Raw genomic sequence first — 24,267 nt, 5'->3', positions numbered from 1 at the left:
TTTTAAAAATTATAAACCCTTGTTTTTAAGGCTGTTACTTTGTTTTTGTTGTATTTAAGTTTTTAATTTACTTACATAAAATTTCATTTTTTAAGAAAGTTAAAATAAATAGGAGGGAAAGTTACATGAAAAATAGTCAGTATAAGGTTTTTGAAATATATTAATGAGGTATGACATGTTGAAGACAATCATTACTTTAGGAACAGGTGTTGCTTTAGGTTGCTATTATAAGTCTCATAAAGATAAGACTAAATTATCGGGTGAGAAAAGAGATGAGGATATTAACCTGAGTGATGAAGTTAAGGGGAAAAAGGTGCTGAGTAAGTACCTGAAATAGACTTGAGAAAAGAAGCTTGGTTACAAGCTTCTTTTATATCACCCCATAGTCATGCACTATAAATAAATGGAATATGCAGAGATAATCGAAGAAATAGTGATGAAATCGCATCAAATCATCATTTTGATGGCGAATAATTTTCTATCTATTTTAGTGAAATCTTAAACAAGCGAGAGGTAATGAAAATGAAGAATTTACTTGTGAAAAGTATCGCATTAAGTTTTGTTTTCACACTTGCAGCATGTGAAAAGAACAAAACAGCAGATAATTCAGCGCTTCGACAGGAAACAACCACACCGCATTCGATGGAAACTGAACCTGTGCCAAATAGTAATCAGCTACACGATGATATACAGCATGAGGCTTCAGCACCTGTAACAAATCAAGATGGCACATCAGATGCTCATACGGGCAGCGCTACCTCGCAGCAAACCCCTTAGCTGTTCATACTCAATATAATAAATCTATAGGAAAAAGTTGAAGTTTGAGCAATAACTTCAACTTTTTCAGGCATTTTGGGAAAAATAAACGTAAGGCTAGATTTTGCTTTTATGTGATGCAGTATGCATTGTTTGTCGATAGTGATAGGTTTGGCACTTATCGTGTAATTTTTATGTATACGAATTTTTATTTTAGTAGCATAAGTCAAAACAATAATAACAATCGATTACTTTAAATAGAGCAAAATCGCATAATAGAAAAAATAAAGGAATAATCTCATGCCTCAATATTTAAAATTAGCGGAAAAAATATATTTGAATGTTAAAGATTCAAAAGGCTTTGTAGATGAACCTTTAGAAGATCTAAATAATTTAATGATTGAGCTGCGGATTGAAATAAAAGAAACAGATTTTAAGATACTTTATAACTATATAAATTTTGAAGATCTACTCATGAATTCAAAAGATTTACCATTAAGTTTGGATATTAGTATTTTACCTAAAAGTAAAAATAGAACCGAATATATTCTATGGCTTGCCAGTTTTATTGAGAAAGTCACAATATCCAAGAGTAAAAAAGTATCTAACTTAAACAGTAAGGTGATTGTGCCTGACTATCATTATGATGATGTTGGAAACATTGTGAATAGATCAAAAAATAACGGTGATGCAATTGTTTCATATTTCAAGGATAAGCAGTCCGTTTAATATATTAAATTTTACTCAAACTTGACTAAGTTATATCGAAGGGGTTTGTAAATGGTAAAGCAATATATGCTAAAAGAAGTTGATGCCAGCAGTGAGACAGGCGATAAAATTATTGTCGAGCAAATTTATGAAATGGAACCTGCTACAGATTTAGTGGTCGGTAACTTAGCATGGTCACCATTGTCTAAAGTAGTCATTAGAGATACGGTGATTCAACTTAATGAGGACTTAACCTTTACTCATCCACGAACTGGAAAAACTTTTAGAATCGGCACTTAACATTGAGAAGGATTGAGTACATCAAGTGAGATTTAGCTGATATGTGGTGTTAGCAACGACTCAGCCCAATCCTTGCTGTTGCAACGTGTACATTCTTGCTCTAAGTGAAGCAAATGTTGGGTCAAGCCACAATACATGCAAGAATAATAGCGGTGAGTATTTAAATTATCTGTCTTTTTATAATGTTGAGGGAATAAGGGTAATCCCCATTTGGTATCTTCCTTGGCATAAAAAAGAATACTTAGGCAGCCATCGGTTTCCAGTAAAGCAACTTTGACTTGTCCCAAATGCTCTACACTTTTCTGACGCATTTCAGCAAAGAACTCATCATGTGAGTATTTTTCCTTTTGCATATCTTGTATCACTAATAACCCATCCTCCACGATGCACAGAGGTTTTCCTTCCAAAAGGATTTCAACCTTTTTACTCTTCATCATCGCCCAAGTGACAAAGCGATAGAGAATAATGATTGTGCACATAACTACGAATGCTTGAACAATCGGTGCATCGTCAATAAACATTGGATCACCAGCTGCACTACCTAGACTAAGGATGATGGCAACTTCAAAGATAGATAATTGTCTAATTCCACGCTTACCTGAAAGTTTGAGAAAAACTAGGATAAGAAGGAACATCACACAACAACGAATGATAATTTCCAGAACAAGAGTCCAAGTTGTGTCGTGGAGGAAAACACCCATTAAATCCATTAATTAGATACTCTTTCTTATCATTAGTAAGTGTATATATTTTACCCAATAAAAATGAGCTTATGTTTCCAATAAGCTCATTTTTTGTAGCGTAAGTGATTCTATATTCGATCCCAAGCATCTTTGATGGCTTGCTTGGCTTGTTCCCATTTCAGTCTTGATTCAGCTTTTAGTTCTTCCCATGATTCTTTGAGGTTTCCTTCAACATCCTCAAACTGGGTATTGCGGTCATGCTCAGCACGTGCGCGACTACCAAGCTCATAAGCTTTGGAAAAATCTCGGTCATAATCAAGATCTGGTGTATCGAGTGAAGCTTCTTGATAATAAGGGCGCGTCGCATAACTTGAACGCCAATGATCATTGGGGTCGATATTTACACGTGAAGTTTGATTATTGGTATTGGTTAAATTCGGATTTGTCATGATAATTCTCCAGCTAACTTTGCAGATTAGATAAAATTTAGGAGAATATTTTTATTATTCTCCTAAATATCTATTGATCAAAAAATAATTAGAAGTTATTTCTGTTGATTATTTTGGTTTGATCCTTGGCGGTTTTCATCTTTTTGATGAGATCCCTGTTGTTGACGATTGTCATTTTGCTGTTGTTGCTGCTGTTGACGGTTGTCATTGTTTTGGTTTTGCTGCTGTTGCTGTGGATTATTACGCTCTTCATTGCGTTGATTATTTGTATTACTCATGATCGTACACCTCATTTGGTTTTAGATTTTATCTGAGTAAATCAGATGATTTAATTAAAACATGTTTTTAATTTTAAAATAGTGCTAGCCTGTTTCATTATATTTAAATGTAATTCGATTATTTTTAATAAGTTTTATTGTTTTAATAACTTATCTTTTTTTTGTTTTTTTAATTTAAAACAGTATTAATATAACTTTATATATGGATTACATGTTGCAACATTTAACTTTGATTTAGTCTAGTTTTATGTATTTTTATGATTTATTTTTAAATAAATAATTCAAAATATTAGAATGTAATAAACCCTCAATCATAGGCTGTTGATATAAATCGTATTTTAAATAGTGCTGTTGCAATATTAACCAGAATTAACAAAATTAAAGTAGGAGTTAGGGGTGAACAACGTAATGTGATCTTATATTTTCGATTCGGAGAATGAAAATGCCAGTCGTTGTAAAAAAAAGATTGCTTGATTTATTACAGGATGATCATAAAAAATATTACGAGTTAGTTGGTTTTTTTCTAGATGGTGACATATCTAATTTTGAAAAAGAAAAGCAAGCTGTTAATTTATTAACTCATGAATTAGAAATTGTAAACTTAAAAAAATCATATATACCCAATAATGCTGAGGAAATAAAAGATTGGTACCAATCTGAAAATAGAAAAGTATGTCAAAGCTATCAAGAATATTTATCTCATCGAAAGTCTGGAGAAGAACGTCAATACTTTAAAAATATAGGACAGGCATTTGAGTTCTTAGTGAAAGTCGCACCGACCAAAAAGGTAGACGGTGCTTGGCTATACAGCATCATCAATTATTGGAATGATCCGACTTTTCATGACCTTATTGTGATTTATTTGGAAGAACTAGGGCTAGGGCAGGCAAAATCGAATCATGTATGTATATATGATGATTTGCTTCGCAATCTAGGTTTAGATGATTTTGAATTCTTTCTTGATGATGAATATTACCATCACGCCGCTATTCAATTGGCTTTCGGATATGCGCCCCCTGAATTTATCCCAGAGATTATTGGTTTCAATCTAGGATACGAACAACTCCCTTTACATCTTTTAATTACCAATTATGAACTCAAAGAGTTAGGTATTGATGCCAAATATTTTAACTTACATATTACGATTGATAATCTAGCCAATGGTCATGCGCATAAGTCTTTGAAGGTATTAGAAAATGTATATAAAAAATATAAAGATAAAACAATTTTTATAGATAAAGTGAAACGTGGCTATGCTTTAAATCAGCATGGAATTTTATCCTCACAGGTTATTCAAAATCTTGATCTGGAAAGTTTCGTTCATAAAATTTTAAAGCGCAAGGCGATGATCGGCCAATCAGTGCATAACCAGAAGCAATTGATCGGATGTAAGTCTGTTAATCAGTGGTTAGCAAATCCCCAGGAGATGAGTGCTTTTATTCAGCAACTGGTTGAGAAAAAATGGATTAAATTTGATCTTGATCCTGAACAAAGTATGTTCTGGCGAATGATTAGTCATGAAGATGGGAAGATGTACGGTGTGTTTACTCCCGCAGAAAGACAGATTATTTATGATTGGATTGCTGGCGACCAGTACTCGGCAACCGTTGCTCCTTATCATCACAACAAAAATAAAGATCAACCTTTGCATGACTTTCTCTTTAGCTATATTTCTGATGGCGAACTGGAAAATTTACAGAGAAAGATTAATCAAACCGATAATTTCGCATTGAAGTTATGTCAGTTAATTCCGTTCTTGGCGCCCGAATCTCATCATAAAAGCATAGGGCTGTGGAGTACCCAGAAATACGTTGAATTACTATTTCCTTATTTAAAAAATTCATCATCTTAGTCAGTTCTAATCAAGATAAAAAAACCTCCTTTGGGAGGCTTTTTTGACTTATCCATTGACGATTTCACCGCCATTGACATGAATCACTTGTCCTGTGATGTAACTGGCATCATCAGAAGCTAAAAATAAATATGCAGGTGCAACTTCACTGGGCTGTCCCATCCGTCCCATTGGCGTGTCTTGACCAAATTTTGCTACAGTTTCAGCATCAAAACTACTGGGAATCAAAGGCGTCCAAATTGGGCCAGGGGCGACACCATTAACACGTATTCCTTTTTTCTGCTTCATGAGATTGTTGGATAAGCTACGGGTAAATGTCGTGATTGCACCTTTTGTGCTTGCGTAATCGATTAACTCATCATGACCATGATAACTGGTAATACTGGTGGTATTAATAATACTGTCTCCTTCATTTAAATGGGGGAGCACAGCTTTAGTTAAATAGAAAATAGAGAAAATATTTGTCTGAAAGGTTTTTTCCAGTTGCTCGGTACTGATATTCACAATTTCTTTTTGCTGAAACTGCACACCAGCATTATTGATCAAAATATTGATCTTTCCAAAAAATTTTATGGTTTCTTCGGCACATTTTTGTGAGACTTGGGGATCGCTCAGATCATGTTTTAATAGTAAACATTGTTGACCTTCTTGTTCTACAAGCTGTTTGGTTTTTTCAGCATCTTGATCTTCTTCTAAGTAAATAATAGCAATATCGGCACCTTCTCGAGCAAAGAGGATGGCTATAGAGCGTCCTATACCGCTATCTCCACCGCTAATCAGGGCAACTTTAGCTTTGAGCTTGTTGCTTCCTTGATGCGTACTCTTAATGATTTCAGGTTCTGGCTGCATGGCTTCCTGATGACCGGGTTGATGCTGTTGATGTTGCGCTGGAGCAGAAGTAGGATAATGGTTCGATTGATTGTTCATTGTGAGTGTCCTTTAAACGTATAAACCATAAGTTCAATGATCTTTTAAAAGCTTGTTAATTTTAGTAAGGACTATGTTTTGATTGGTTTTATTTGTATTTTTTAGGTAGAGGAATTCAAGAAAATCTATCTATACTGCTTTATAAAATGAGTATTATTTATTAATAAAAAAGCTTTTTATAATGATCTGCAATAATTTTAATTTTTTTTGATTCATTTCATCATGTTTTACTGATTCTCACTTGCCTCATCAAAATATCTAAAAATGTTTAAGAGTTATTATTTTGTCGTCAAATGCGACCTTAATAAGGAAAAGTGTCGTCAATAACGTCTTATTTACCAAATGTGCCGCTTTATCATTGTTTAGGTCGTTAGCAAAATGTTAGGAGGACATATGTTTAAGACTATTAATTTTATTGCATGCCTTAGCTTGATGACGTTTGGTTTAAGTGCTTGTGGAAATAACTCAAATGAAGAAATTGGATTGGTCTCACCACCAACTGTGGAAACAAGTGATTGTTTCTGGCAAGGACCATATATAAGAGAAAATCCTGAAACGAATTTTGCTTATCCTGATACGGGAAGCAGCTATTGGAGTGCAAAATATACCCTACCTGAAGGTGACACGCTTAGTGTCAAAGGCGATTTTCCTTATGCACGGTATATGTCGATTAATAGCTATAAAACAGATGCATCACCAGCCGATGCGATTAGCGATAGCAGCATTATTCCAAATAAAAATGCAGTGAATCCATTTGTTGATGGAAATATCAGAAATAGCCCAAATCGTGCATATACTTTAACCATTGCTGCAGGTGATGTGCCAGCAACTCGAACAGCCAATACACTGTATGACGCTGCAAAAGACGGTGAGGAAGCAGTGATAGTATATCGAGTATATGTACCCAACAAAGGGAAAGATCTTCTCGGTGGAGTGAGTTTACCTAAAATTGAACTTACCACGAGACAAGGGCAAGTCCTAACTGGTCAGGCTGCATGTACGGCATTAAATACCGAGAATAAAATACTAACTATTCCGCTGGTTCCAGCAGACACATATGCTCAAGCCAGAAAGAATAACCCTGCAAAAGAAATTCCAATTTGGCGTTCAAGTTATAATATGGCATATACCTTGCAGTGTGACTTTTACGGTATTTGCGATACGAACCCTATTCGTAGAGTTGCTTTTTATGCAAATCTTGATAATCAATATATAGCCACTTTTTTAGATCGTAGTATTAAACCGATTGTTGTCATTCGAGGTAAAATTCCTACTGTACCAAAGACATTAAATGAAGAGGAACGTTTTGATAGTAAAAATACGCAGCTCCGTTATTGGTCGATGTGTCAGAATGAGTTCTATTCGCAGAAAGTAACAGATTGCTTGTATGATGAAAATATTACGATTAATCCAGATGGTAAATATACTATTGTGACAGGTTTAGAGCGTGATCGTCCAAGTAATGCAACAAAAGCATGTGGTGTTGAATTCTTAAAATGGCCTGAGAATGGCGATGGTTATTCTATAGCTAAAGGGCATACAGATCATAAAAATGATGCCCGAGTGATTGTTCGCAATATGTTGCCATCAAGTCATTTTCACAATGCAGTTCAAAATACTCAAACACCAGGAGATGAGCATGCAGTTATGGGTGAATATTTACCGCAGGCACAATATTTCACTCAAGCAGAATTCGAAGCACTAGGCTGTAATCCGCATCAAAAATTAAATTTCTGATGCGATAAAGACAGAATTATGGGGTGGGGTTGTATAATCTCGCCCTATATTGTTTTGGAGTCATTCCAAACCAGACTTGGAATGCTCTTAGAAATTGGCTTTTTGCCTTATAACCCAATAGTGCACTGATTTGCTGTGAGGTAAATTGTTGTACTACAAGATATTCAAAACTCTCTTTTTACGAACCTCTAGCAAGATATCATTGAAGGTCGTATTTTCATGATTTAATCGCCTTTGTAAAGTTTTAATACTAATACTCAATGAGTTTGCTATCATTTTAATATTCGGACTCAGGAAACCTAGCGTTGTACAAATTACTAGGTTTATTTTCTCTTTATAAGAGATTTCAGGAAATTGTTTTTCGATAGAGTTGATGAACGGGTTAATTAAGATGGTCGCATCTAACGCTGTATATTCGGCGCAACTGTAGATTAATTGGTTATTCGCTTGCTCAAAAAGTGGGTAAGTCCTAAACGTTTTTAAATAAATTCTATGATCAACAAAATCGGCCTTATGCTCAAACTCAATTTGATTAGGCCAATGGTTTTGTAAATGGGCGATCATGCGTGTAACGGCAAGCATTGCACCTTCAACCTGATGGTAACTGAAAAGTTCGGGTAGATTGGGTCTAAATATAATGTGAATACTATGTCCTGTTTCTTGCAGCTCAATATCAACAACTTCGGTCAAAATTTTGAAATAATGAACAATTAGTCGTATTAAAAAAGCAGAAGGTAAAGGAATGTTTTTATTTAAAGCTGGTCCTAATGCAAGTGTGACGATTTTATAAAAAGGTGAGAGCTTAATATCACCATTATCAATGATTTTTAGCCCTAAGTTTGGCTCATTGGCAAGAGTAACAATTGTTTTAATTTCTCGGCTTACAATTTCAAGTGGGATACGTTCTCCTGGAAAATTTTCAAGTACGACCCAACCTTTAGAGATTGACTCATACAGTGCTTGTTGATCATTTTTCATTGCCCATAAATAGAATCCTTTTCTATTATTCAAAACAACATATTTATGAACACTAAATCCCTTTTTCATTTTTTGAATATATTTTTAGCTAAAAAGATATATTAGCGATTAAGGGAATTAAAGAGAAGGAGTATCAATTTTCTTTATCAAATTGCTTTTTTAATAGACCTGCCTAACAACGGGATAGGAGTTCTTGGCATCTATTTATTGTTAAATTTATGATGAGTGCACTTGACCTTTAGGTAAATGAGTTCTATTTTGGAACTTAATTAAGCTTTCACCATATCAGGCATGTCCGATCAGGACTGAAATTTACCCCACTATGGCTTGGGAAGTGAGAAAAATAAAGGAACAGGAGTTTCATATGTTTGGCATTCGTTACCAGCAAATACCCTTGCACGTTTTATTTGAACATCAGGCAACTTTGGCAGGTCTTGGAAAAATTGGTTTGCGTAGCCTCAAAAAGCATCAGCAAACGCAGCAGACCGATTGGCAGTCGTTAGCACCAATTAATGAAGTGATCAATCCACCAAGCCTTGAATTAATAGATCAATATGTGCGATGGAGTGGTGCCGAAGCCAGTAAATATCAAGCTTCTATTCCGCCGCATATGGTGTCGCAATGGGGACTTTCCTTTGCAATGCGTTTGCTTTTACAAACCAACTATCCATTGAGCCAAGTCATTAATCAAGGGGTCAGCCTCAAGGTGCATGGCAAGATTCCACGAGATCAGGAACTGCTCATCCAAGCTAAAATTGCAAATGTAGATGAACGAAATGGTCTAGCACGTGTTTCTGTGCAAATCACCACGGGTACGATTGCACAACCTGAGTTAGTTGAGACCGTGCTGCACATGGCATTTATTCTGCCTCATTTTGAGAAAAGCAAACGTACAGAAACAACAGAGCATAAAACTTGGCAAAGTTTGGGTGAATGGTCTGCGACAGCAGATGATGGTTTTAAATTCGCATTATTGACAGGTGATTTTAATCCAATCCATTGGGTTGGTCCTTTGGCAAAACTTTCAAGCTTTGGTCAAAAGGTATTACATGGATTTGGCATGTTTGCGCGTAGTTATGAATTATTGCCTGAGACAATACAGCAAATTGATGTGCGCTTTTTAAAGCCAGTGAAATTACCGTCACAACATAATCAAGTTGAGATCAGTACCGAACCAACACAAAACTATGTTCGGGTTGTGGGCTCGGCAGGACAAATCTGTTTAACGGGTCAATATTCATAACATAATAAGGTGATAAAAATGACGACTGCTACAGCAACCAAACAGGATGTAACCGCTTGCATTTTATGTTCACGTAATTGTGGACTCAGTGTAGAAATTGAAGATAACCAGTTCAAGAAAATTAAAGGTGATGATCAGAATCCTTTTTCTCAAGGTTATATTTGCCAAAAAGCCGCACGTTTACAGCATTATCAACAACATGCTGATCGTTTAACTTCACCGTTAAAACGTCAGGTGGATGGTTCATATCAAGAGATCAGTTGGGATCAAGCAATTCAGGAAATTGCTCAACAGTTAATACAGATTCGTGATACACATGGTGGAACTGCATTTGCATCAGTAGGTGGCGCTGGGCAGGGTAATCATTTAGGTGCAGCGTATGGCCGTCAATTGCTCTATGCGATGAAAAGTTTCTATTCCTATAATTCATTGGCTCAAGAAAAAACGGGTGATTTCTGGGTTAATGGACGTTTGTTCGGCAGTCAGGCTTGTCATACCACCGAAGACGTTGAACATGCAGATTATGTACTGTTTATCGGAACCAATCCCTTTCAGGCACATGGTATTCCAAATGCAAGAGATACCTTAAAACATATCAAAAAAGATCCAAATCGAACGATGGTGGTTTTTGACCCACGGGTGACGGAAACCGCGAAACAAGCTGATATTCATGTGCAATTAAAACCTGGAACCGATGCTTATCTGATGTCAGCAATGATCGCAATTATGTTGCGAGAAGAGTTGTATGATCATCAATTCATCCAGCAACACACGCATGGTTTTGATCAGGTCAAACAGGCATTTCTTGCGATTCCGATTGAAGAATATATTCAGAAAGCAGATGTTCCGGTGGAATTGATTTATCAGGTGGTACGTGATTTTTCTCGTGCAAAGCGGGGGTGTGTACGGATCGACTTAGGCATTCAACATACCTTGAACACCACCTTGAATGGTTATCTTGAAAAGCTTTTGTATTTATTGGCAGGTCATTTTGGCAAACAAGGTAGCAATAACCTGCATACTATGTTTATCCCGATTTTGACCAATACCGATGAGCGGAATCCAAAATATCGCCGTACGGTTTACCATAAAATGTTCCCGATTTCTGGCTTTTTCCCACCCAATATTTTGCCTGATGAAATCTTAAAGGCAGGAGAAAAGCGTGTTCGTGCGGTATTTGTAGATAGCTGTAATCCTTTACTGACTTATCCAGATACAGTTGCATACGAGCAAGCATTCCAGTCACTTGAGTTATTGGTGGTTGTGGATGTAGCAATGACTGAAACAGCACGTTTAGCGCATTATGTTTTACCCGCACATAGTCAATTTGAAAAGTGGGAATTCACAGGCTTTAATCTGGAATTTCCTAAAAATGGTTTCCATTTACGTCACCCATTATTTAAAGCTCAAGGGAATAGTTTGCCTGAGGCTGAGATCTACACGCGCTTGCTTGAAGCTATGCAGATGATACCGAAACAATTTCCTATCCTGAGTAAAATCGCGGAAAAAGATTCGGCTAATACCTCATATCTTGCTTACTTTGGTGCGCTTGCTGCGAATTTTGCGGGAAACAAAAAGTTGACTCCATTTGCAGCATCGATTGTGTATCGTACTTTAGGCAAGACCTTACCCAATGAAGCTGCTTCTACAGCCTTGTTACTTCCATTGTGTATGCAATATGCGGCTCGGTATTATAAGGCTGTGAAGCAAGCAGGTTATGAAGGCAATCGCTTCAATCTGGGGGTGAAATTATTCCAAACCATTTTGCAGCAACGTTCTGGAGTTGTACTGTCTCAACATGACTATGCAGATGTATGGGATTTGCTGGCTTATAAAGACAAAAAAATTCGTTTAGCGATTCCAGAGATGTTTATCGAATTGGCACAGTTAAGACAACAGTCCCTGAGCTTGACCGATGCATATCCCTTTATTTTGCTGGCAGGTGAACGCCGAAGTTATAACGCCAACCAAATTTATCGTGACCCTGCATGGCGTAAAGTTGATGCTGAAGGCCGCTTGAGGATGAATCCCGATGATGCGTTGAGTTTTGGCGTTGAAACTGGTCATCTGCTGCAGTGTATTTCTGAACATGGGGAGATTCAGGTCATGGTTGAACTCGATGAAGGAATGCGCAAGGGTGTAGTGTCATTACCCCATGGTTATGGCTTACGTTACCGTGGTGGTGAGCCAATAGGGCCTCAACTGAATCGTTTAACTTCTGCTCAGCATTGTGATCCATTGTCTAAGACGCCATATCATAAATATGTACCCGTTCGTTTAGAGCGTTTAAATACTTAGACGATAGAAGAGTTGATTTTATGATGTATTTGCACCATCTTCTTGCATAGGCAATAAAACATGCTGTCGAATGGTGCAAAACAATTTGAACAAAAATACGCAGGACAAAGCCTATTTTTGTTTATAGATTGAAAGCGTTGCTGGTTTGAGTGAATAAGCAGCAGAGGCAACACTGAAGGCTTAAAACTGGAATAATTATTGCTGTAATAAAAACAATTCACTGTGATGAGTCAAACAAGGACGCACAGAACTTGTGCTAAACCCAGTCAAAAGATTCACAATATGAGTGCATATAATGAAGCATGAAATAGATGACTCGAGCATACCGATCTTACAAGATCAGTATGGTCGTATTAAACGCAAGTTGCGGATTTCCGTGACGGATCGTTGCAATTTCAAATGCATTTACTGTATGCCTGAACATCCTGAATGGATGAAAAAACAAGATCTACTCAGTTTCGAAGCACTCTTTATTTTCTGCCAGTACATGGTTAGACAAGGTATTGAAAACATCCGTATCACGGGTGGTGAACCATTGATGCGTCAAGGTGTGGTGCATTTTATTCGTGATTTGCAAGATTTAAGAGCTTTAGGGTTGAAGCGTATTTCAATCACAACCAATGGTCACTATTTGGCGAAATATGCGGAGCAATTAAAGCAAGCGGGTCTGGATGATCTAAATATTAGCCTTGATAGTTTGGATGCACATCAATTTAAACAACTCACGAAAAAAGAGCTTGCGCCAGTATTGGCCGGTATTGAAGCTGCAAGAGAAGTTGGCCTGCCATTTAAAATCAATTGTGTACTGATGCAAGGTCAGAATGATGATCAAATTGTTCCTATGGTAAAATGGGCCAAACAACAGCAAATCCCATTGCGGTTTATCGAGTTCATGCCACTTGATGGTGATCAGCATTGGACGGATCAAGCCGTGGTGAGTGAAGCGGAAATTTTAAAGCAACTCGCGCCGCATTATGATATTCAGGTCTTAGCACAGCAGCATGAACCCGCGCGCTTATATCAGCTTGATGATCAATATCAGCTCGGTATTATTTCAACAATTACCCATTCATTTTGTGGTGACTGTGACCGAATTCGATTGACGGCTCAAGGCGAGTTATATAATTGTTTGTTTGCAAGACAAGGCTTAAATATAAAACCCGATCTATTACAAGCAATCAAACAAAAATCTGAATTCAAGCAGGTCGAATTTCATCATCTTGAGCAAAAAATTAAGCCTTATATTTGGAATAAAGCGCAGGGTTATCATGCCATACAACATCAGCAGGCACGTAAAATTAGCATGCACATGCTCGGTGGTTAGGAAGGAAATTGGTCTGGAGAAGATATGCAAACGATTGAGATAAAAATAGAAGCTTTTGGTGCAATTGAACGGTTATTACCCAAAGCGCTTGCATTTGAGTTTGCAGAAGATCAAATGGTTAAAGATGTATTGTCACACATTACAAGCTTGTATCCCGATGCCAGCACAGCCATGGAAAAATGTGCCTGTGCGATTGGTGAAGATATCGTGACCCGTCAAACGGCACTAGATAGGTCCTGTACATTAGTCTTGTTGTCGCCAGTAGCAGGAGGTTAAACATGCGTGAATTTGCCCGCGTCCAAGATCAGGCCTTGGGCCTAGATAGCTTTGATCCAATTCAGTCATTTCCTGAATGTGGTGGCATTGACATATTTATTGGCACGGTACGTAACCATCACGAAGGCAAAGCAGTTAAGGCACTGAAATATACTTCTTATACGCCTGTGGCGGAAAAAATGATTCGTGCAATCGAACAGGAAATTCAAGATAAATATCAAGTCTCTTATGTTCGGGTGATGCATCGGATTGGCTATTTGGATGTCAGTGAAACTGCGATTATTGCCATTGCTTATGCAGCCCATCGCCGTGAAGCATTTCAAGCGTGTGAAGAGGCAGTCGAGCGCGTTAAGCATGAGGTACCGATCTGGAAAGAAGAGTTTTTTATGGATGGAACCAGTCAATATGTCGAGGGCTGCTGTATTCGTAAAGATCAGACTGGGCAAGCTGTTCATTCCCCCTCTCATAAACATGACCACCATCATCAACACTGTGAACATGAGCATACACACGAATAAAGCGTCAGGAAGTTAAAATGAAAAATGTTGGGATGAAACCCGAAAGTTATCGTGTTGCAGAAGCACAAGCCGTTTTACATGCGCCAGCACATTGCATCCAACTATTGCGTGACGGTAATACAGAAAAAGGGGATGCTTTAAAAACAGCGCGTATTGCCGGTATTTTGGCAGCCAAACGAACAGATGAGCTGATTCCGCTTTGCCACCCTTTACCGATTTACCGTGCGGATGTTGAATATGATCTGCACGATGATTATGTCGTAATTCTGACGACGGTTGAAACCATTGGTCCAACTGGTGTGGAAATGGAGGCATTAACCGCTGCGAGTCTGGCAGGTTTAACCCTGTATGATATGCTCAAGCCGCATTGTGAACCTGAAGAGCTGTGTTTGGATCAATGCAAGTTGCTGAAGAAAAAAGGTGGGAAATCACACTTTAAACGTACTTTACGTCAACCTGTTTCAGCGGCAGTGCTTGTACTATCTGATACGGTTGCCGCGGGTCGTAAACCAGATACTGCTGGTAAGTCCGTGCTGGATACCTTGACGGAAGCAGGCTTTGATCCGATTCATTATCAAATTTTGCCCGATGAAGCTGATCAGTTAAAAGACTTAGTCTTAGAGCTGACCAAATCTTATGCGTGTATTATGACGGTTGGTGGGACAGGGATCGGTAAGCGCGATATTACCGTGGATACATTAGAACCATTACTGGAACGAAAATTAGATGGCTTAATGGAAGCCGCGCGTTCATTTGGGCAAAAACGAACCCCATATGCGGCGATGTCACGTGGTGTTGCTGGCTTTATTGATCGCTCATTGCTGGTGACTTTACCAGGAAGTCGTGGTGGGGCAAGCGAATCCATGGCTGCAATCTTACCTGCCTTGGTCCATATTTTTGATGTATGTCGAGACTTACCACATCCGGGAGGATATGAATAATGTCTGGATGTGGCGCTGAAAAAGGTTTGATCAGTATCGATGAAGCTTTGGCATTGGTTCAGACACGACCTAAAGCTTTAACTGTTGAGACTCTGCCATTGGGGGATTGTCTCAATCGCTATTTAGCCAAAGCGGTCTGTTCGAAGGTGGATTTACCTAGTTTTTCACAAAGTGCTGTGGATGGTTATGCATTGAGCAGCACGCTTGAGAATCTTCAAAATTGTACTTTTGAGGTGATTGGTGAGATTAAAGCGGGGAGTGAAACTCAGCATCAACTTATTGATGGGCAAGCGATTCGGATATTTACAGGCGGAAAGACGCCTGATGGTACGACCCATGTCGCGCGACAGGAAATTGTTAAAGTTGAAAGCGATCTCACCATTCGCTTGATTGAACATATCAAACCTCAAGCAGATATCCGCTTTGTCGGTGAAGAAGTGCAATCTGGTCAGCAATTGGCGGATGTCGGGCAACGAATCAATATTGGTGCACTTGCAGCACTCAGTATGGCTGGCATACCACACATTGATGTGTTTCGAGCGCCTAAAGTTGTGGTGGTGATTACGGGCGATGAAGTTGCTGAAACACCAGAAGATCTACAGACAGGTAAAGTTTTTGATGCGAATGGTCCGTTGCTTAAAGCTTGGTTGAAAGACTATGGTTTAGAGGTGGATATCCTGCATATTGCGGATGAAGCTGAACAAGTAAGTCAATGTTTTGAGCAGTTAAAACAGCAATATGACCTCATTATCACCACTGGTGGGGTTTCGGTTGGGGATTATGATTTTGTTCGGCCGTGCGCATTTGCAACAGGTTTTGAACAAGTCTTTTGGAAAGTAAAACAAAAACCAGGAAAACCACTTTTCTTTGCTGAGTTTATACAACAAGATCACGCATGTTATCTATTGGGCTTACCGGGAAATCCTGCAGCAGTTTATGTGTGTATGCAAGTCTATGGCAAAGCGCTATTAGATGCTTTACAGAACCAACGTCAGCCCTTGCAATGGTTTAGTGGGATGCTGACACATGATTTGAAGTCGGATGCACGTGAACGGTTTTTGAGGATGAATGCTTATTTTGAACAGGGACAATTGAAGCTACAGAGTTTGTCAAAACAGCAATCACATATGTTAAGCAATTTAATGCAAGCAAATAGTTTGGTGCGTATTCCTGCCAATATTCAGCTGCAAGCAGGGCAAGTGCTTAGCGGTTTATTCATCCATCATTCATCGTATTGATGAATTTATGTAACATTCAATGTTTTTGTCACTTTTAGCCAAGTACCAATATTGCATCTGATGGATAAGGTGGTTTAGTGTATATTTTATATTGTTTAGTTTCTAAGCATTACGGTTCAAGACATAGATTCCATGTCTTTTAAAAACTCTAAAAAATGATTAGGTGATAATAATGAAATGGGACGAAATTGGCGACCAGCCATGTTCAGTGGCGAGGACGCTTTCAGTACTGGGTGATCGTTGGACAATGCTCATCTTACGTAACGCATTTATGGGTATACGCCGTTTTGATGATTTTCAGCGGAGTTTGGGACTCACACGCCATGTACTTTCTGAGCGCTTAAAGCGTTTGGTCGAACATGGGATTTTAACCAAAGTTCCTTATGTTGATCGTCAAGAGCGCTTTGAATATCAATTGACAGACAAAGGCTTAGACCTTTATCCAATCATTCTGTCAATGGTGCAATGGGCAGATAAATGGATGGATATGGGACTCGGTAAACCTGTTGAATTTACCCATAAAAGCTGTGGTCGAAAAATCAACCCGAAAGTTGTGTGTTCTGAGTGCGATCAACCGATTCAAGCCAAAGATGTTCGAGTCGCGGCTGGACCTGGTTATTTCGCTTTTATAGAGCAGAAGAAGCAAAGCGCCTGATTTATAAATTTTGTCGTTCTATCTCTTGTTGAATCGCTTGAGATAGAACTTCAAAAACCTTGGGTTGCAGTGATTGAGCGACATTAAAACGAATAAAGTTTTTAAAATTTTGACTCTGGCTAAATGCATTTCCCGGAGCCAAAATCACGCCATTTTCTAGGCAGCGCTGTGCAATACGTGCTGTATCAAAATGCTCTGGTAATTCACACCAGACAAATATTCCTGCTGAGGGATGAGTCCAAGCCGTGATTCCCAATTTTTCCAGCTGTTTGATGGTTGCATCCATTGCTTTTGCCAAACGGACTTTCAACTCTTCTAGATATTTTCGATAGTTCCCATCGGTTAAAGCCGCGAATAAAATTTCAGAGGATAAATTGCTTCCGCCAAAGCAAGTCGCGATTTTGATATCAGTTAAGTCTTCGATCCATTCTGGCTTGGTTGCAATATACCCAGTACGAACTGAGCCAGATAAAGTTTTAGAAAAACTGCCGATGTGAATAACGCGCGATAAGCCATCCAATGCAGCAAGACGAGGGGCACTGTGTCGCTCTAGATCCGCAAAAATATCATCTTCAATTACGATTAGATTGGATTGCTCAATCAGTTTTAGGACTTGATAAGCTGTTGCTGCTGTCAATATGGCACCGGTTGGGTTATGAATGCCAGAATTGGTGATATATAGACGTGGGTTGTGGTTTTGAATCGCGTGAGAAAAGGCCTCAAGATCAGGACCCGTAGGCGTATAAGGGACAGCAATAATTTGAATCTGATGGACTTTGAGTAAGGCATGAAAGTTAAAATAACAAGGATCATCTACTAAAACTACATCATTGGGTTTTAAGAAATAACGACAAATCAAATCGATCGCCTGTGTGCCAGAATCGGTTAATAAGATTTGATTGGGTCCTGCTTCAATACCTTTGCTTAATATTTTTCGTGAGAGCAACTCCCGTAATGGAGCAAGACCGAGTGGGGTTGAATAGTCGGTTAAAATATGTGGATTGGCTTTAGAGACCTTACGGATGGCTTTACGGATATTTTCATGTGGCATCCAGTCATCAGGCAACCAGCCACAGCCGGGTTTTAAAACACCTTGTTTTGCCTCTAATGCTTGCCTTGAAATCCATAAAGGATCGATGCTTCGATCAATCTGAGGATGTATTTCAGAAATCGATAATGGAGCAAGTGGCCCTGCAACAAAAAAGCCTGAACCTGTTTTTGCTTCAATAATTCCTTGCGAAGCAAGACGTTCATAAGCTTCAACAATGGTTGAAATAGATAAATGCAATGATCCTGCCAAAGCGCGTACCGAAGGTAAACGATAGCCCGGAAGTAATGAACGAGTTTTAATTTGTTCATGGATGTGTTGCATCACGAAATCAATCTTTGTACTTTTCATTGTATTTGATCATTGACTGTATTGGTTATTAATACAGTACAGTTATTTAAAATTGTACTGTAGTGTGTATGGTGCATAAACCATAACACAGTTTAAATTCTTCACATAGATCTGGAGAATTTAAATGAAAACTTTAAGTAGTGGTTGGATGAATGGGCTGATTGGCGTGATTATTTTTGCAGGCTCATTGCCTGCAACACGCGTTGCAGTTATGGATTTCAGCCCTACCTTTTTAACCGCTGCACGTGCGGCAATTGCAGGTATTTTGGGGCTCGTACTGATTTTATTATCACGGCAGCAATTACCAGAGCGAAAGGACTGGCTTCCTTTACTTTACGTCGCCATTGGTGTCGTGGTTGGATTTCCTCTGTTCACAGCCTTGGCATTACAGTATGTAAGTGCTGCACATACCATCGTTTTTGTTGGATTATTACCCTTGGCAACGGCTATTTTTGGTGTGTTACGCGGCGGAGAAAGACCGAATTTCGTATTTTGGCTATTTGCAATTTTAGGTGCGTCACTGGTTTTTGGATATATGCTGATTCAAACTGGAAGTTGGGCATTCAATTACGGTGATATTTTTATGTTAGCCGCAATCTTGCTGTGTGGTTTTGGCTATGCTGAGGGCGGCAAATTATCAAAGCATCTCGGTGGCTGGCAAGTGATTTGCTGGGCACTGATCATCACATTGCCGATCATGCTGCTCATTTCATATCTGTATATGCCTGTGAGCTTTGCACAAATTTCAACATCGGCAAAACTTGGTCTGGCCTACGTGTCTTTATTTAGTATGTTGATTGGGTTTTTCTTTTGGTACAAGGGCTTAGCACAAGGAGGGATTGCTACAGTTGGGCAACTTCAACTATTGCAACCAATCTTTGGTTTGGTCATTGCAGCAGCCTTATTACATGAGCAAGTAAGCCCAGCCATGTTTGGTGTCACAATTGCAGTCATTGCCTGTGTTGCTTGTGCCAAGAAATTTGCGTAACTCAAAAATTATAAGCAATTTGCAGGTTTAGGCACGCCAGCTAAACGACTCAAATGGCGAGCAACTAAACCTGTATTAAATTTTTGTTGTAATTCCGCATTGTTAATCTCGGGACTCACAGTTTTGATTAAAAACTTAATGAGCGGACGTGTGGCTGGTGAGTGTCCAAACTGTTGGTAAAATTGGCGTACTGCATGCAGAATTTCAAAATGCCAGTCTGTTAACTGTAAATCCAGAGACCTTGCTAACTCTTGAGCAACGTCTTGATTCCAAATAGTGTAATCAACCAAATGACCGTCTTGATCTAACTCTAACTGCATAAAAAAGCCTAACAAAGTTTTGAATGAATCGAATACATATTATTTCAATGAAATACAGCGCTTAAACTTTAAGACCAAATCTGCAAATTGTGCATAGTTAATTTCCTGAATCTGGTCTTTCACGTCATCAGAAAGAAGGCTGTATTCATTGGTTAAACAATAAATGTTGTGATAAATCGTTGTAATGGATGAAGGCACTTGAGCAGCAGCATCACCCATAAGTACGATACAGTCATCAGATTGTGCCATTTTTAATAGATCGGACCAAATCAGATCAGCTGTAGATTGAACTAAAATGAGTGTTGTATTTTCCATAGCAAGGTACCTTACCAATACAGAATATGATCAAATGATTGAATAAACTCAGGATTCAGATCAACAAATTCAATGTCCTGATCGGTATTTTTGACTATGCTAAGCTCTTGATTTTTAGATTCAATTAGAATTGGCGTCAAATCGTAGAATTCGAAACTTTCGACCATGTTGGCTGCGATTTTGAACTCGTGTTTAAATTGATCAAATTCTAAATTATTGTTTAATAAGCTAAGAGCCGCACACTTTAATAATACTTTGACAGAAATACCAAAGGTTGCTAAAACCATAGTTGCGGACAAGCTTTCATTGACTTGCAAACTTGTTAAGTTAGGTTGCGTTAGAATGACGAGTACAGATTTCACACAATTTACCTTTTCAAAGCAACACTCTAGTAAAGAACTTTAATTAAAATTGAATTAATCGAGAACAGCTTTGTATTGCGTCAGCAAGCTCTCCGAGACCCACCAATTCAAAGCCATTGGCTAGGTTGTGGTGTTGTAGAGAATGACGTTTTGCATTGTCCGCATCAGTGATTCCCCGAGCAAGGGCAGCACTGACACAGACAGGGAGTCGGATGCCGAGCTTTTGCCATTCTTGTTTTAGATTGCGTTGATCATCAGGAAACCACTGTAAATCATTCGCGACCTGAACACCATCTTGGTAAAAGAAGACACGAAATTCTTTATGCTTACTTTGTAAAGCTTGCGCTAAACCAAAAGCATGCCAAGCCATAATGGACGTAGGTGCTGAAGTAATTAGCAGTAGTGTACTCATTGAATATTCACTATGGGTTGAAGTTGGCAAAAATGATGATGGACAGATTTAAGGGAAGGTAAGTATACAATGATTTTGGTGACAGGTGGTTTAGGCTTTATCGGTTCACACATTGCTTTGAGTTTGTTGGCTCATGGGCAAGAGATAGTCATTGTAGATAACTTAGCCAATTCAACCCTGCAGACATTGGAGCGTCTAGAATATATTTCGGGAACGTATATCCCATTCGCGAAGCTTGATGTTCGTAATACCCCAGCCTTGAACAAAGTGTTTGAACAGTATTCAATCGATACGGTTATTCATACCGCCAGTTTTAAATCACTAGAAGAATCTGCGCTAAAACCACTTGAATATTATAATGACAATGTTAGCAGCATTATGAGCTTGCTCAGAGCAATGCAGCGGATGGGTGTAAGGCAGTTAATCAATTTGTCCAGTCTAGCCGTTTATGGTCAATCGAGTGCTGAACTCAAGGAAAATACTGAGTTCAATTATAAATATTCAAATCCTTATGTTCGATCCCAGCAAATTGTTGAAGATATCATTGCCGATACCTATCGTGCAGACCCTGAATGGCGGATCGTAAATCTGCGTTTGTCCAATATTGTGGGTGCATTTGAGCATGGTGTATTAGGTGAATTTGTTACTCAACTTCCGAAGAATATCGTACCCTTGGCTTTACAAGTTGCTGCAATGCAGCGTGAATGTATTGAATTACAGAATCAAGCACCGACTGCCGATGGTACTGTAGAGCGAAGTTTCCTACATGTACTAGATGCATGTGATGCTATTTTAATGACCTTAAATTGGCTAAGTTCACAGAATAATTGCTTGGAATCATTCAATATCGCGCATTCACAAGTGACCTCTATTCAAAATTTACTCAACGAAATTGAGAAAGTCACTCAGGCCAAGGTCAATGTTCAACCCGCAGTATTTCAGCATGATGAGATTGCACAATTAGGTGCAACAATTGAGAAAGCAGAGACAGTTCTTAACTGGTCACCAAAACGGTCTTTAACACAAATGATTGAAGATGAATGGCGCTTTTATTTGAATACCTTAAAAGGCAATTAAGATAATGATTCTTATTTACAATTATGCCTGCTTTGATTAGGATAACGGCAACTAGCCAAAGCATCACTTTGCTTCAGCCCGTAAGTACTTTAACCAAATAGAGCAGAGGTTGTTTATGCAAATGCGAATTGAACACGACACAATGGGTGACATTGAAGTTCCGAATGAAGCCTTATGGGGTGCGCAAACGCAACGAAGTTTACAGAACTTTAAGATTGGTCAAGAGCGCCTGCCACGTGCCATGATTCGTGCAATGGGTCTGGTGAAAAAAGCAGCTGCGATTACCAATGCTGAACTAAAACAGCTTCCTGAAGATTTAAGCCAATATATTGTTGGTGCTGCTGAAGAAGTGATTGCTGGGCAATGGGACTCACAATTTCCATTGGTGGTTTGGCAAACGGGTTCAGGTACGCAAAGTAATATGAACTGTAATGAAGTCATTGCAAACATTGCCAATCAGAAATTAGGACAAGTATTGGGTGCACAAAAGCCAGTACATCCAAATGATCATGTCAATCGCGCACAATCAACCAATGACTCGTTTCCAACTGCAATCCATGTGGCTGCAAGTATTCAAATCAATGAATTACTCATCCCGGCTGTTGAGAAGTTGAAAGAGACTTTACAGCGTAAGTCAGAAGAGTTTGATGATATTGTTAAAATTGGCCGTACCCATTTGCAAGATGCGACTCCTTTGACTTTAGGACAAGAGTTTAGTGGTTATGTTTCACAATTAGAGCATGGTTTGAAGCGCTTGCAGCAAGCTCTCTCTGGTCTGTATGAATTGCCTTTGGGCGGCACAGCGGTAGGTACTGGATTAAATGCACATCCAGACTATGCGGTTAAAGCTGCTGAGCAATTAGCAGAATTAACAGGTCTACCTTTTGTGACCGCACCGAATAAGTTCGAAGCATTGGCTGGCCGTGATGCTGCAGTATTTGCATCAGGCGCATTAAAAACTTTGGCAGCCAGTCTGAATAAAATTGCCAACGACATTCGCTGGTTGGCGAGTGGTCCACGCTGTGGATTTGGTGAAATTCGTATTCCAGAGAATGAGCCTGGTTCAAGTATCATGCCAGGTAAAGTCAATCCGACCCAAAGTGAAGCAATGACCATGGTTGTTGCTCAGGTCTTAGGTAATGACACTACGATTAATGTGGCAGGTGCTTCTGGTAACTTTGAGCTGAATGTATTTATGCCTGTGATTGCTTATAACTTGCTGCAATCAATTCAGTTGTTGGGCGATGCATGTAATAGTTTTAATGATCACTGTGCAGTAGGTATTGAACCAAATCGTGACAAGATTGATCACTTCTTACACAACTCATTGATGTTGGTCACTGCGTTGAATCCTGTGATTGGTTATGAAAACTCTGCTAAAGTCGCAAAAACTGCTTATAAGGAAAATAAAACCTTGAAGCAAGTCGCTGTTGAACTTGGTTTAGTCACTGCTGAGCAATTTGATGAAGTGGTTAAACCTGAAAATATGGTTTCTCCAAATAGTAAGTAAGTTCTTTATTTGTAATACAAAATCCCTCTTTTGTTAGAGGGATTTTTTTATGAGTAGTTTTTATAAAGTGAACTGCGTACAATACTCGTTTGATTTACCAGACTGTTGCTTCCTTATGCTGAATATTTATTTAACGGATACAAAAACCAACATCCAGTTTTCTGATCTTCCAAATGAAAATCCTGTTAAGTTTCTGTTGAATTTAAAGAAAATTTTTCCGAGCACCGCTGATTTATTGTTACCTGTATTGCCAGAAGACAATGATCTGGAAAATGTAACGTGGGAAGCGACTTCTAAAGATTTTGAAATTTTTAAAAAATTATTAGAAGGTTGGGGCATTATCGAATTACGATTAAGTGCGATTACCACTTATAAAGATAAAAACTTTGCCAATGAATTGGTAAAAAAAGCACAAAGTAATCGTAAGCAAATTGCACAGAAACAACCCCAATTATCCTTGATTGCCTTGGATTATGTATTAATGCATGAGATTCATGCGCTGATCGATGCTGAACTGGTGATGATTGGTGAAAAATTCTATTTGCCAAAGTTACGTGAATTGTGGAAAGGGCAGTTTCCAGAACAAATTTTGCAATGCAAATTTTAATGTTGAAAAGCAGACTCTAAGTCTGCTTTTTTATGCTTCAGCTGATTTTAAACCGCATAAATCTTAATCTACAAACAATTACAAGAATTTAGTGTCTGTATTTTTATGCGGCATAT

At 38.6% G+C, this 24,267-nt stretch carries 29 protein-coding genes; 18 read left to right on the top strand and 11 right to left on the bottom strand.

The genetic code is table 11. From position 1 onward, the window contains the following. Window positions 1–175: 175 nt before the first annotated feature. From MMO42_RS02515 to MMO42_RS02500, 4 genes are all read left to right on the top strand, one after another. On the top strand, window positions 176–337 hold the full coding sequence (locus MMO42_RS02515) for a hypothetical protein (RefSeq protein ID WP_005293645.1): 162 nt from the start codon (window positions 176–178) through the stop codon (window positions 335–337). A gap of 185 nt (window positions 338–522) precedes the next feature. Next, window positions 523–777 carry a hypothetical protein gene (locus MMO42_RS02510; protein WP_241319119.1) on the top strand — a complete coding sequence of 85 codons (255 nt, stop codon included), beginning with the start codon at window positions 523–525 and terminating at the stop codon, window positions 775–777. A 279-nt stretch (window positions 778–1,056) separates the two neighbouring features. Continuing rightward, window positions 1,057–1,485: a hypothetical protein gene (locus MMO42_RS02505; RefSeq protein ID WP_241319118.1), complete on the top strand. Its 429-nt coding sequence runs from the start codon at window positions 1,057–1,059 to the stop codon at window positions 1,483–1,485. 51 nt (window positions 1,486–1,536) lie between these two features. Further along, entirely contained in the window at window positions 1,537–1,764 is a 228-nt protein-coding gene (locus MMO42_RS02500; RefSeq protein ID WP_005152576.1) for a hypothetical protein, read from the top strand. Between the two features lie 32 nt (window positions 1,765–1,796). Here the strand turns inward: MMO42_RS02500 and MMO42_RS02495 are convergent, their stop codons facing one another. The 3 genes from MMO42_RS02495 to MMO42_RS02485 all read right to left on the bottom strand — a co-directional run bounded on the left by MMO42_RS02495 (window position 1,797) and on the right by MMO42_RS02485 (window position 3,174). Further along, window positions 1,797–2,474, bottom strand: coding sequence for a DUF421 domain-containing protein (locus MMO42_RS02495; protein ID WP_241319117.1), 678 nt, complete (start codon window positions 2,472–2,474; stop codon window positions 1,797–1,799). Window positions 2,475–2,575: 101 nt separating this feature from the next. Beyond that, window positions 2,576–2,896 (bottom strand): hypothetical protein, encoded by a 321-nt coding sequence (locus MMO42_RS02490; protein ID WP_005293655.1) that lies wholly within the window; start codon window positions 2,894–2,896, stop codon window positions 2,576–2,578. A gap of 95 nt (window positions 2,897–2,991) precedes the next feature. Further along, on the bottom strand, window positions 2,992–3,174 hold the full coding sequence (locus MMO42_RS02485) for a hypothetical protein (RefSeq protein ID WP_171553006.1): 183 nt from the start codon (window positions 3,172–3,174) through the stop codon (window positions 2,992–2,994). Window positions 3,175–3,616: 442 nt separating this feature from the next. Here MMO42_RS02485 and MMO42_RS02480 point away from each other — a divergent pair, with 442 nt between their 5' ends. Then, a complete protein-coding gene (locus tag MMO42_RS02480; protein WP_241319116.1) occupies window positions 3,617–5,026 on the top strand; it encodes an iron-containing redox enzyme family protein in 1,410 nt (469 codons plus the stop codon). Between the two features lie 48 nt (window positions 5,027–5,074). Here MMO42_RS02480 and MMO42_RS02475 read toward each other — a convergent pair whose 3' ends face one another. Next, complete coding sequence (locus MMO42_RS02475) at window positions 5,075–5,953, bottom strand: SDR family oxidoreductase (RefSeq protein ID WP_241319115.1); 879 nt, start codon at window positions 5,951–5,953, stop codon at window positions 5,075–5,077. 393 nt (window positions 5,954–6,346) lie between these two features. On the opposite strand from MMO42_RS02475, the gene MMO42_RS02470 reads away from it, so the two are divergent. Continuing rightward, window positions 6,347–7,690, top strand: coding sequence for a hypothetical protein (locus tag MMO42_RS02470; RefSeq protein ID WP_241319113.1), 1,344 nt, complete (start codon window positions 6,347–6,349; stop codon window positions 7,688–7,690). A gap of 16 nt (window positions 7,691–7,706) precedes the next feature. Here MMO42_RS02470 and MMO42_RS18240 read toward each other — a convergent pair whose 3' ends face one another. Beyond that, complete coding sequence (locus MMO42_RS18240; protein WP_347005673.1) at window positions 7,707–7,808, bottom strand: hypothetical protein; 102 nt, start codon at window positions 7,806–7,808, stop codon at window positions 7,707–7,709. A gap of 35 nt (window positions 7,809–7,843) precedes the next feature. Then, window positions 7,844–8,737, bottom strand: a complete 894-nt coding sequence (locus tag MMO42_RS02465) for an AraC family transcriptional regulator ligand-binding domain-containing protein (RefSeq protein ID WP_241319111.1) — start codon at window positions 8,735–8,737, stop codon at window positions 7,844–7,846. A 295-nt stretch (window positions 8,738–9,032) separates the two neighbouring features. Between MMO42_RS02465 and MMO42_RS02460 the strand changes: the two genes are divergently transcribed. The 8 genes from MMO42_RS02460 to MMO42_RS02425 all read left to right on the top strand — a co-directional run bounded on the left by MMO42_RS02460 (window position 9,033) and on the right by MMO42_RS02425 (window position 17,161). Next, window positions 9,033–9,911: a MaoC/PaaZ C-terminal domain-containing protein gene (locus MMO42_RS02460; RefSeq protein ID WP_241319110.1), complete on the top strand. Its 879-nt coding sequence runs from the start codon at window positions 9,033–9,035 to the stop codon at window positions 9,909–9,911. Window positions 9,912–9,929: 18 nt separating this feature from the next. Then, window positions 9,930–12,209, top strand: a complete 2,280-nt coding sequence (locus MMO42_RS02455) for a molybdopterin-dependent oxidoreductase (protein ID WP_241319109.1) — start codon at window positions 9,930–9,932, stop codon at window positions 12,207–12,209. Between the two features lie 295 nt (window positions 12,210–12,504). Beyond that, entirely contained in the window at window positions 12,505–13,533 is a 1,029-nt protein-coding gene (moaA, locus tag MMO42_RS02450) for a GTP 3',8-cyclase MoaA (protein ID WP_241319108.1), read from the top strand. A 24-nt stretch (window positions 13,534–13,557) separates the two neighbouring features. Continuing rightward, window positions 13,558–13,809: a MoaD/ThiS family protein gene (locus tag MMO42_RS02445; RefSeq protein ID WP_005293674.1), complete on the top strand. Its 252-nt coding sequence runs from the start codon at window positions 13,558–13,560 to the stop codon at window positions 13,807–13,809. Between the two features lie 2 nt (window positions 13,810–13,811). Further along, the gene (locus MMO42_RS02440) at window positions 13,812–14,327 is read left to right on the top strand and encodes a molybdenum cofactor biosynthesis protein MoaE (protein WP_241319107.1); all 516 of its coding nucleotides are present in this window, start codon (window positions 13,812–13,814) and stop codon (window positions 14,325–14,327) included. 17 nt (window positions 14,328–14,344) lie between these two features. After that, a complete protein-coding gene (gene moaCB, locus MMO42_RS02435) occupies window positions 14,345–15,268 on the top strand; it encodes a bifunctional molybdenum cofactor biosynthesis protein MoaC/MoaB (RefSeq protein ID WP_241319105.1) in 924 nt (307 codons plus the stop codon). Continuing rightward, window positions 15,268–16,506, top strand: a complete 1,239-nt coding sequence (locus MMO42_RS02430; protein WP_241319104.1) for a molybdopterin molybdotransferase MoeA — start codon at window positions 15,268–15,270, stop codon at window positions 16,504–16,506. Before moaCB ends, MMO42_RS02430 begins: the two co-directional genes overlap by 1 nt. Window positions 16,507–16,678: 172 nt before the next feature. Then, entirely contained in the window at window positions 16,679–17,161 is a 483-nt protein-coding gene (locus MMO42_RS02425) for a helix-turn-helix domain-containing protein (RefSeq protein ID WP_005152602.1), read from the top strand. Between the two features lies 1 nt (window position 17,162). On the opposite strand, the gene MMO42_RS02420 is transcribed toward MMO42_RS02425, so the two are convergent. Beyond that, on the bottom strand, window positions 17,163–18,560 hold the full coding sequence (locus tag MMO42_RS02420) for a PLP-dependent aminotransferase family protein (protein WP_241319102.1): 1,398 nt from the start codon (window positions 18,558–18,560) through the stop codon (window positions 17,163–17,165). A gap of 124 nt (window positions 18,561–18,684) precedes the next feature. On the opposite strand from MMO42_RS02420, the gene MMO42_RS02415 reads away from it, so the two are divergent. Next, window positions 18,685–19,548 carry a DMT family transporter gene (locus tag MMO42_RS02415; RefSeq protein WP_241319100.1) on the top strand — a complete coding sequence of 288 codons (864 nt, stop codon included), beginning with the start codon at window positions 18,685–18,687 and terminating at the stop codon, window positions 19,546–19,548. An 8-nt stretch (window positions 19,549–19,556) separates the two neighbouring features. Here MMO42_RS02415 and MMO42_RS02410 read toward each other — a convergent pair whose 3' ends face one another. The 4 genes from MMO42_RS02410 to tusD are packed head-to-tail and all read right to left on the bottom strand — an operon-like array spanning window position 19,557 to window position 20,957. Beyond that, complete coding sequence (locus tag MMO42_RS02410; protein WP_005293692.1) at window positions 19,557–19,868, bottom strand: TusE/DsrC/DsvC family sulfur relay protein; 312 nt, start codon at window positions 19,866–19,868, stop codon at window positions 19,557–19,559. A 39-nt stretch (window positions 19,869–19,907) separates the two neighbouring features. Then, the gene (locus MMO42_RS02405; RefSeq protein ID WP_241319098.1) at window positions 19,908–20,183 is read right to left on the bottom strand and encodes a DsrH/TusB family sulfur relay protein; all 276 of its coding nucleotides are present in this window, start codon (window positions 20,181–20,183) and stop codon (window positions 19,908–19,910) included. Between the two features lie 11 nt (window positions 20,184–20,194). Next, window positions 20,195–20,545 carry a hypothetical protein gene (locus MMO42_RS02400; protein WP_241319097.1) on the bottom strand — a complete coding sequence of 117 codons (351 nt, stop codon included), beginning with the start codon at window positions 20,543–20,545 and terminating at the stop codon, window positions 20,195–20,197. A 43-nt stretch (window positions 20,546–20,588) separates the two neighbouring features. After that, window positions 20,589–20,957, bottom strand: a complete 369-nt coding sequence (gene tusD / locus MMO42_RS02395) for a sulfurtransferase complex subunit TusD (RefSeq protein WP_241319095.1) — start codon at window positions 20,955–20,957, stop codon at window positions 20,589–20,591. Window positions 20,958–21,026: 69 nt separating this feature from the next. Between tusD and MMO42_RS02390 the strand changes: the two genes are divergently transcribed. The 3 genes from MMO42_RS02390 (at window position 21,027) to MMO42_RS02380 (ending at window position 24,151) form a co-directional block, all read left to right on the top strand. Then, on the top strand, window positions 21,027–22,034 hold the full coding sequence (locus MMO42_RS02390; RefSeq protein WP_241319094.1) for an SDR family NAD(P)-dependent oxidoreductase: 1,008 nt from the start codon (window positions 21,027–21,029) through the stop codon (window positions 22,032–22,034). 115 nt (window positions 22,035–22,149) lie between these two features. Next, window positions 22,150–23,544, top strand: a complete 1,395-nt coding sequence (gene fumC, locus MMO42_RS02385) for a class II fumarate hydratase (protein ID WP_241319092.1) — start codon at window positions 22,150–22,152, stop codon at window positions 23,542–23,544. A 115-nt stretch (window positions 23,545–23,659) separates the two neighbouring features. Further along, window positions 23,660–24,151, top strand: a complete 492-nt coding sequence (locus MMO42_RS02380; protein ID WP_241319577.1) for a hypothetical protein — start codon at window positions 23,660–23,662, stop codon at window positions 24,149–24,151. Window positions 24,152–24,267 lie beyond the last annotated feature (116 nt).

Source organism: Acinetobacter sp. ANC 3882 (assembly GCF_022549545.1).
Lineage (GTDB): Bacteria > Pseudomonadota > Gammaproteobacteria > Pseudomonadales > Moraxellaceae > Acinetobacter.
The sequence above is the reverse complement of the archived record's forward strand: the minus strand, read 5'-3'. Positions and strand labels throughout refer to the sequence as shown.

Coding starts and splice junctions, on each gene's coding strand:
- tusD (WP_241319095.1), bottom strand. CDS start 20,957: ATGAGTACACTACTGCTAATTACTTCAGCACCTACGTCCATTATGGCT.
- MMO42_RS02490 (WP_005293655.1), bottom strand. CDS start 2,896: ATGACAAATCCGAATTTAACCAATACCAATAATCAAACTTCACGTGTA.
- fumC (WP_241319092.1), top strand. CDS start 22,150: ATGCAAATGCGAATTGAACACGACACAATGGGTGACATTGAAGTTCCG.
- MMO42_RS02430 (WP_241319104.1), top strand. CDS start 15,268: ATGTCTGGATGTGGCGCTGAAAAAGGTTTGATCAGTATCGATGAAGCT.
- MMO42_RS02495 (WP_241319117.1), bottom strand. CDS start 2,474: ATGGATTTAATGGGTGTTTTCCTCCACGACACAACTTGGACTCTTGTT.
- MMO42_RS02510 (WP_241319119.1), top strand. CDS start 523: ATGAAGAATTTACTTGTGAAAAGTATCGCATTAAGTTTTGTTTTCACA.
- MMO42_RS02425 (WP_005152602.1), top strand. CDS start 16,679: ATGAAATGGGACGAAATTGGCGACCAGCCATGTTCAGTGGCGAGGACG.
- MMO42_RS02410 (WP_005293692.1), bottom strand. CDS start 19,868: ATGCAGTTAGAGTTAGATCAAGACGGTCATTTGGTTGATTACACTATT.
- MMO42_RS02500 (WP_005152576.1), top strand. CDS start 1,537: ATGGTAAAGCAATATATGCTAAAAGAAGTTGATGCCAGCAGTGAGACA.
- moaCB (WP_241319105.1), top strand. CDS start 14,345: ATGAAAAATGTTGGGATGAAACCCGAAAGTTATCGTGTTGCAGAAGCA.
- MMO42_RS02455 (WP_241319109.1), top strand. CDS start 9,930: ATGACGACTGCTACAGCAACCAAACAGGATGTAACCGCTTGCATTTTA.
- MMO42_RS02390 (WP_241319094.1), top strand. CDS start 21,027: ATGATTTTGGTGACAGGTGGTTTAGGCTTTATCGGTTCACACATTGCT.
- MMO42_RS02480 (WP_241319116.1), top strand. CDS start 3,617: ATGCCAGTCGTTGTAAAAAAAAGATTGCTTGATTTATTACAGGATGAT.
- MMO42_RS02465 (WP_241319111.1), bottom strand. CDS start 8,737: ATGAAAAAGGGATTTAGTGTTCATAAATATGTTGTTTTGAATAATAGA.
- MMO42_RS02380 (WP_241319577.1), top strand. CDS start 23,660: ATGCTGAATATTTATTTAACGGATACAAAAACCAACATCCAGTTTTCT.
- MMO42_RS02405 (WP_241319098.1), bottom strand. CDS start 20,183: ATGGAAAATACAACACTCATTTTAGTTCAATCTACAGCTGATCTGATT.
- MMO42_RS02460 (WP_241319110.1), top strand. CDS start 9,033: ATGTTTGGCATTCGTTACCAGCAAATACCCTTGCACGTTTTATTTGAA.
- moaA (WP_241319108.1), top strand. CDS start 12,505: ATGAAGCATGAAATAGATGACTCGAGCATACCGATCTTACAAGATCAG.
- MMO42_RS02515 (WP_005293645.1), top strand. CDS start 176: ATGTTGAAGACAATCATTACTTTAGGAACAGGTGTTGCTTTAGGTTGC.
- MMO42_RS02420 (WP_241319102.1), bottom strand. CDS start 18,560: ATGAAAAGTACAAAGATTGATTTCGTGATGCAACACATCCATGAACAA.
- MMO42_RS02440 (WP_241319107.1), top strand. CDS start 13,812: ATGCGTGAATTTGCCCGCGTCCAAGATCAGGCCTTGGGCCTAGATAGC.
- MMO42_RS02470 (WP_241319113.1), top strand. CDS start 6,347: ATGTTTAAGACTATTAATTTTATTGCATGCCTTAGCTTGATGACGTTT.
- MMO42_RS02505 (WP_241319118.1), top strand. CDS start 1,057: ATGCCTCAATATTTAAAATTAGCGGAAAAAATATATTTGAATGTTAAA.
- MMO42_RS02475 (WP_241319115.1), bottom strand. CDS start 5,953: ATGAACAATCAATCGAACCATTATCCTACTTCTGCTCCAGCGCAACAT.
- MMO42_RS02415 (WP_241319100.1), top strand. CDS start 18,685: ATGAAAACTTTAAGTAGTGGTTGGATGAATGGGCTGATTGGCGTGATT.
- MMO42_RS02485 (WP_171553006.1), bottom strand. CDS start 3,174: ATGAGTAATACAAATAATCAACGCAATGAAGAGCGTAATAATCCACAG.
- MMO42_RS02445 (WP_005293674.1), top strand. CDS start 13,558: ATGCAAACGATTGAGATAAAAATAGAAGCTTTTGGTGCAATTGAACGG.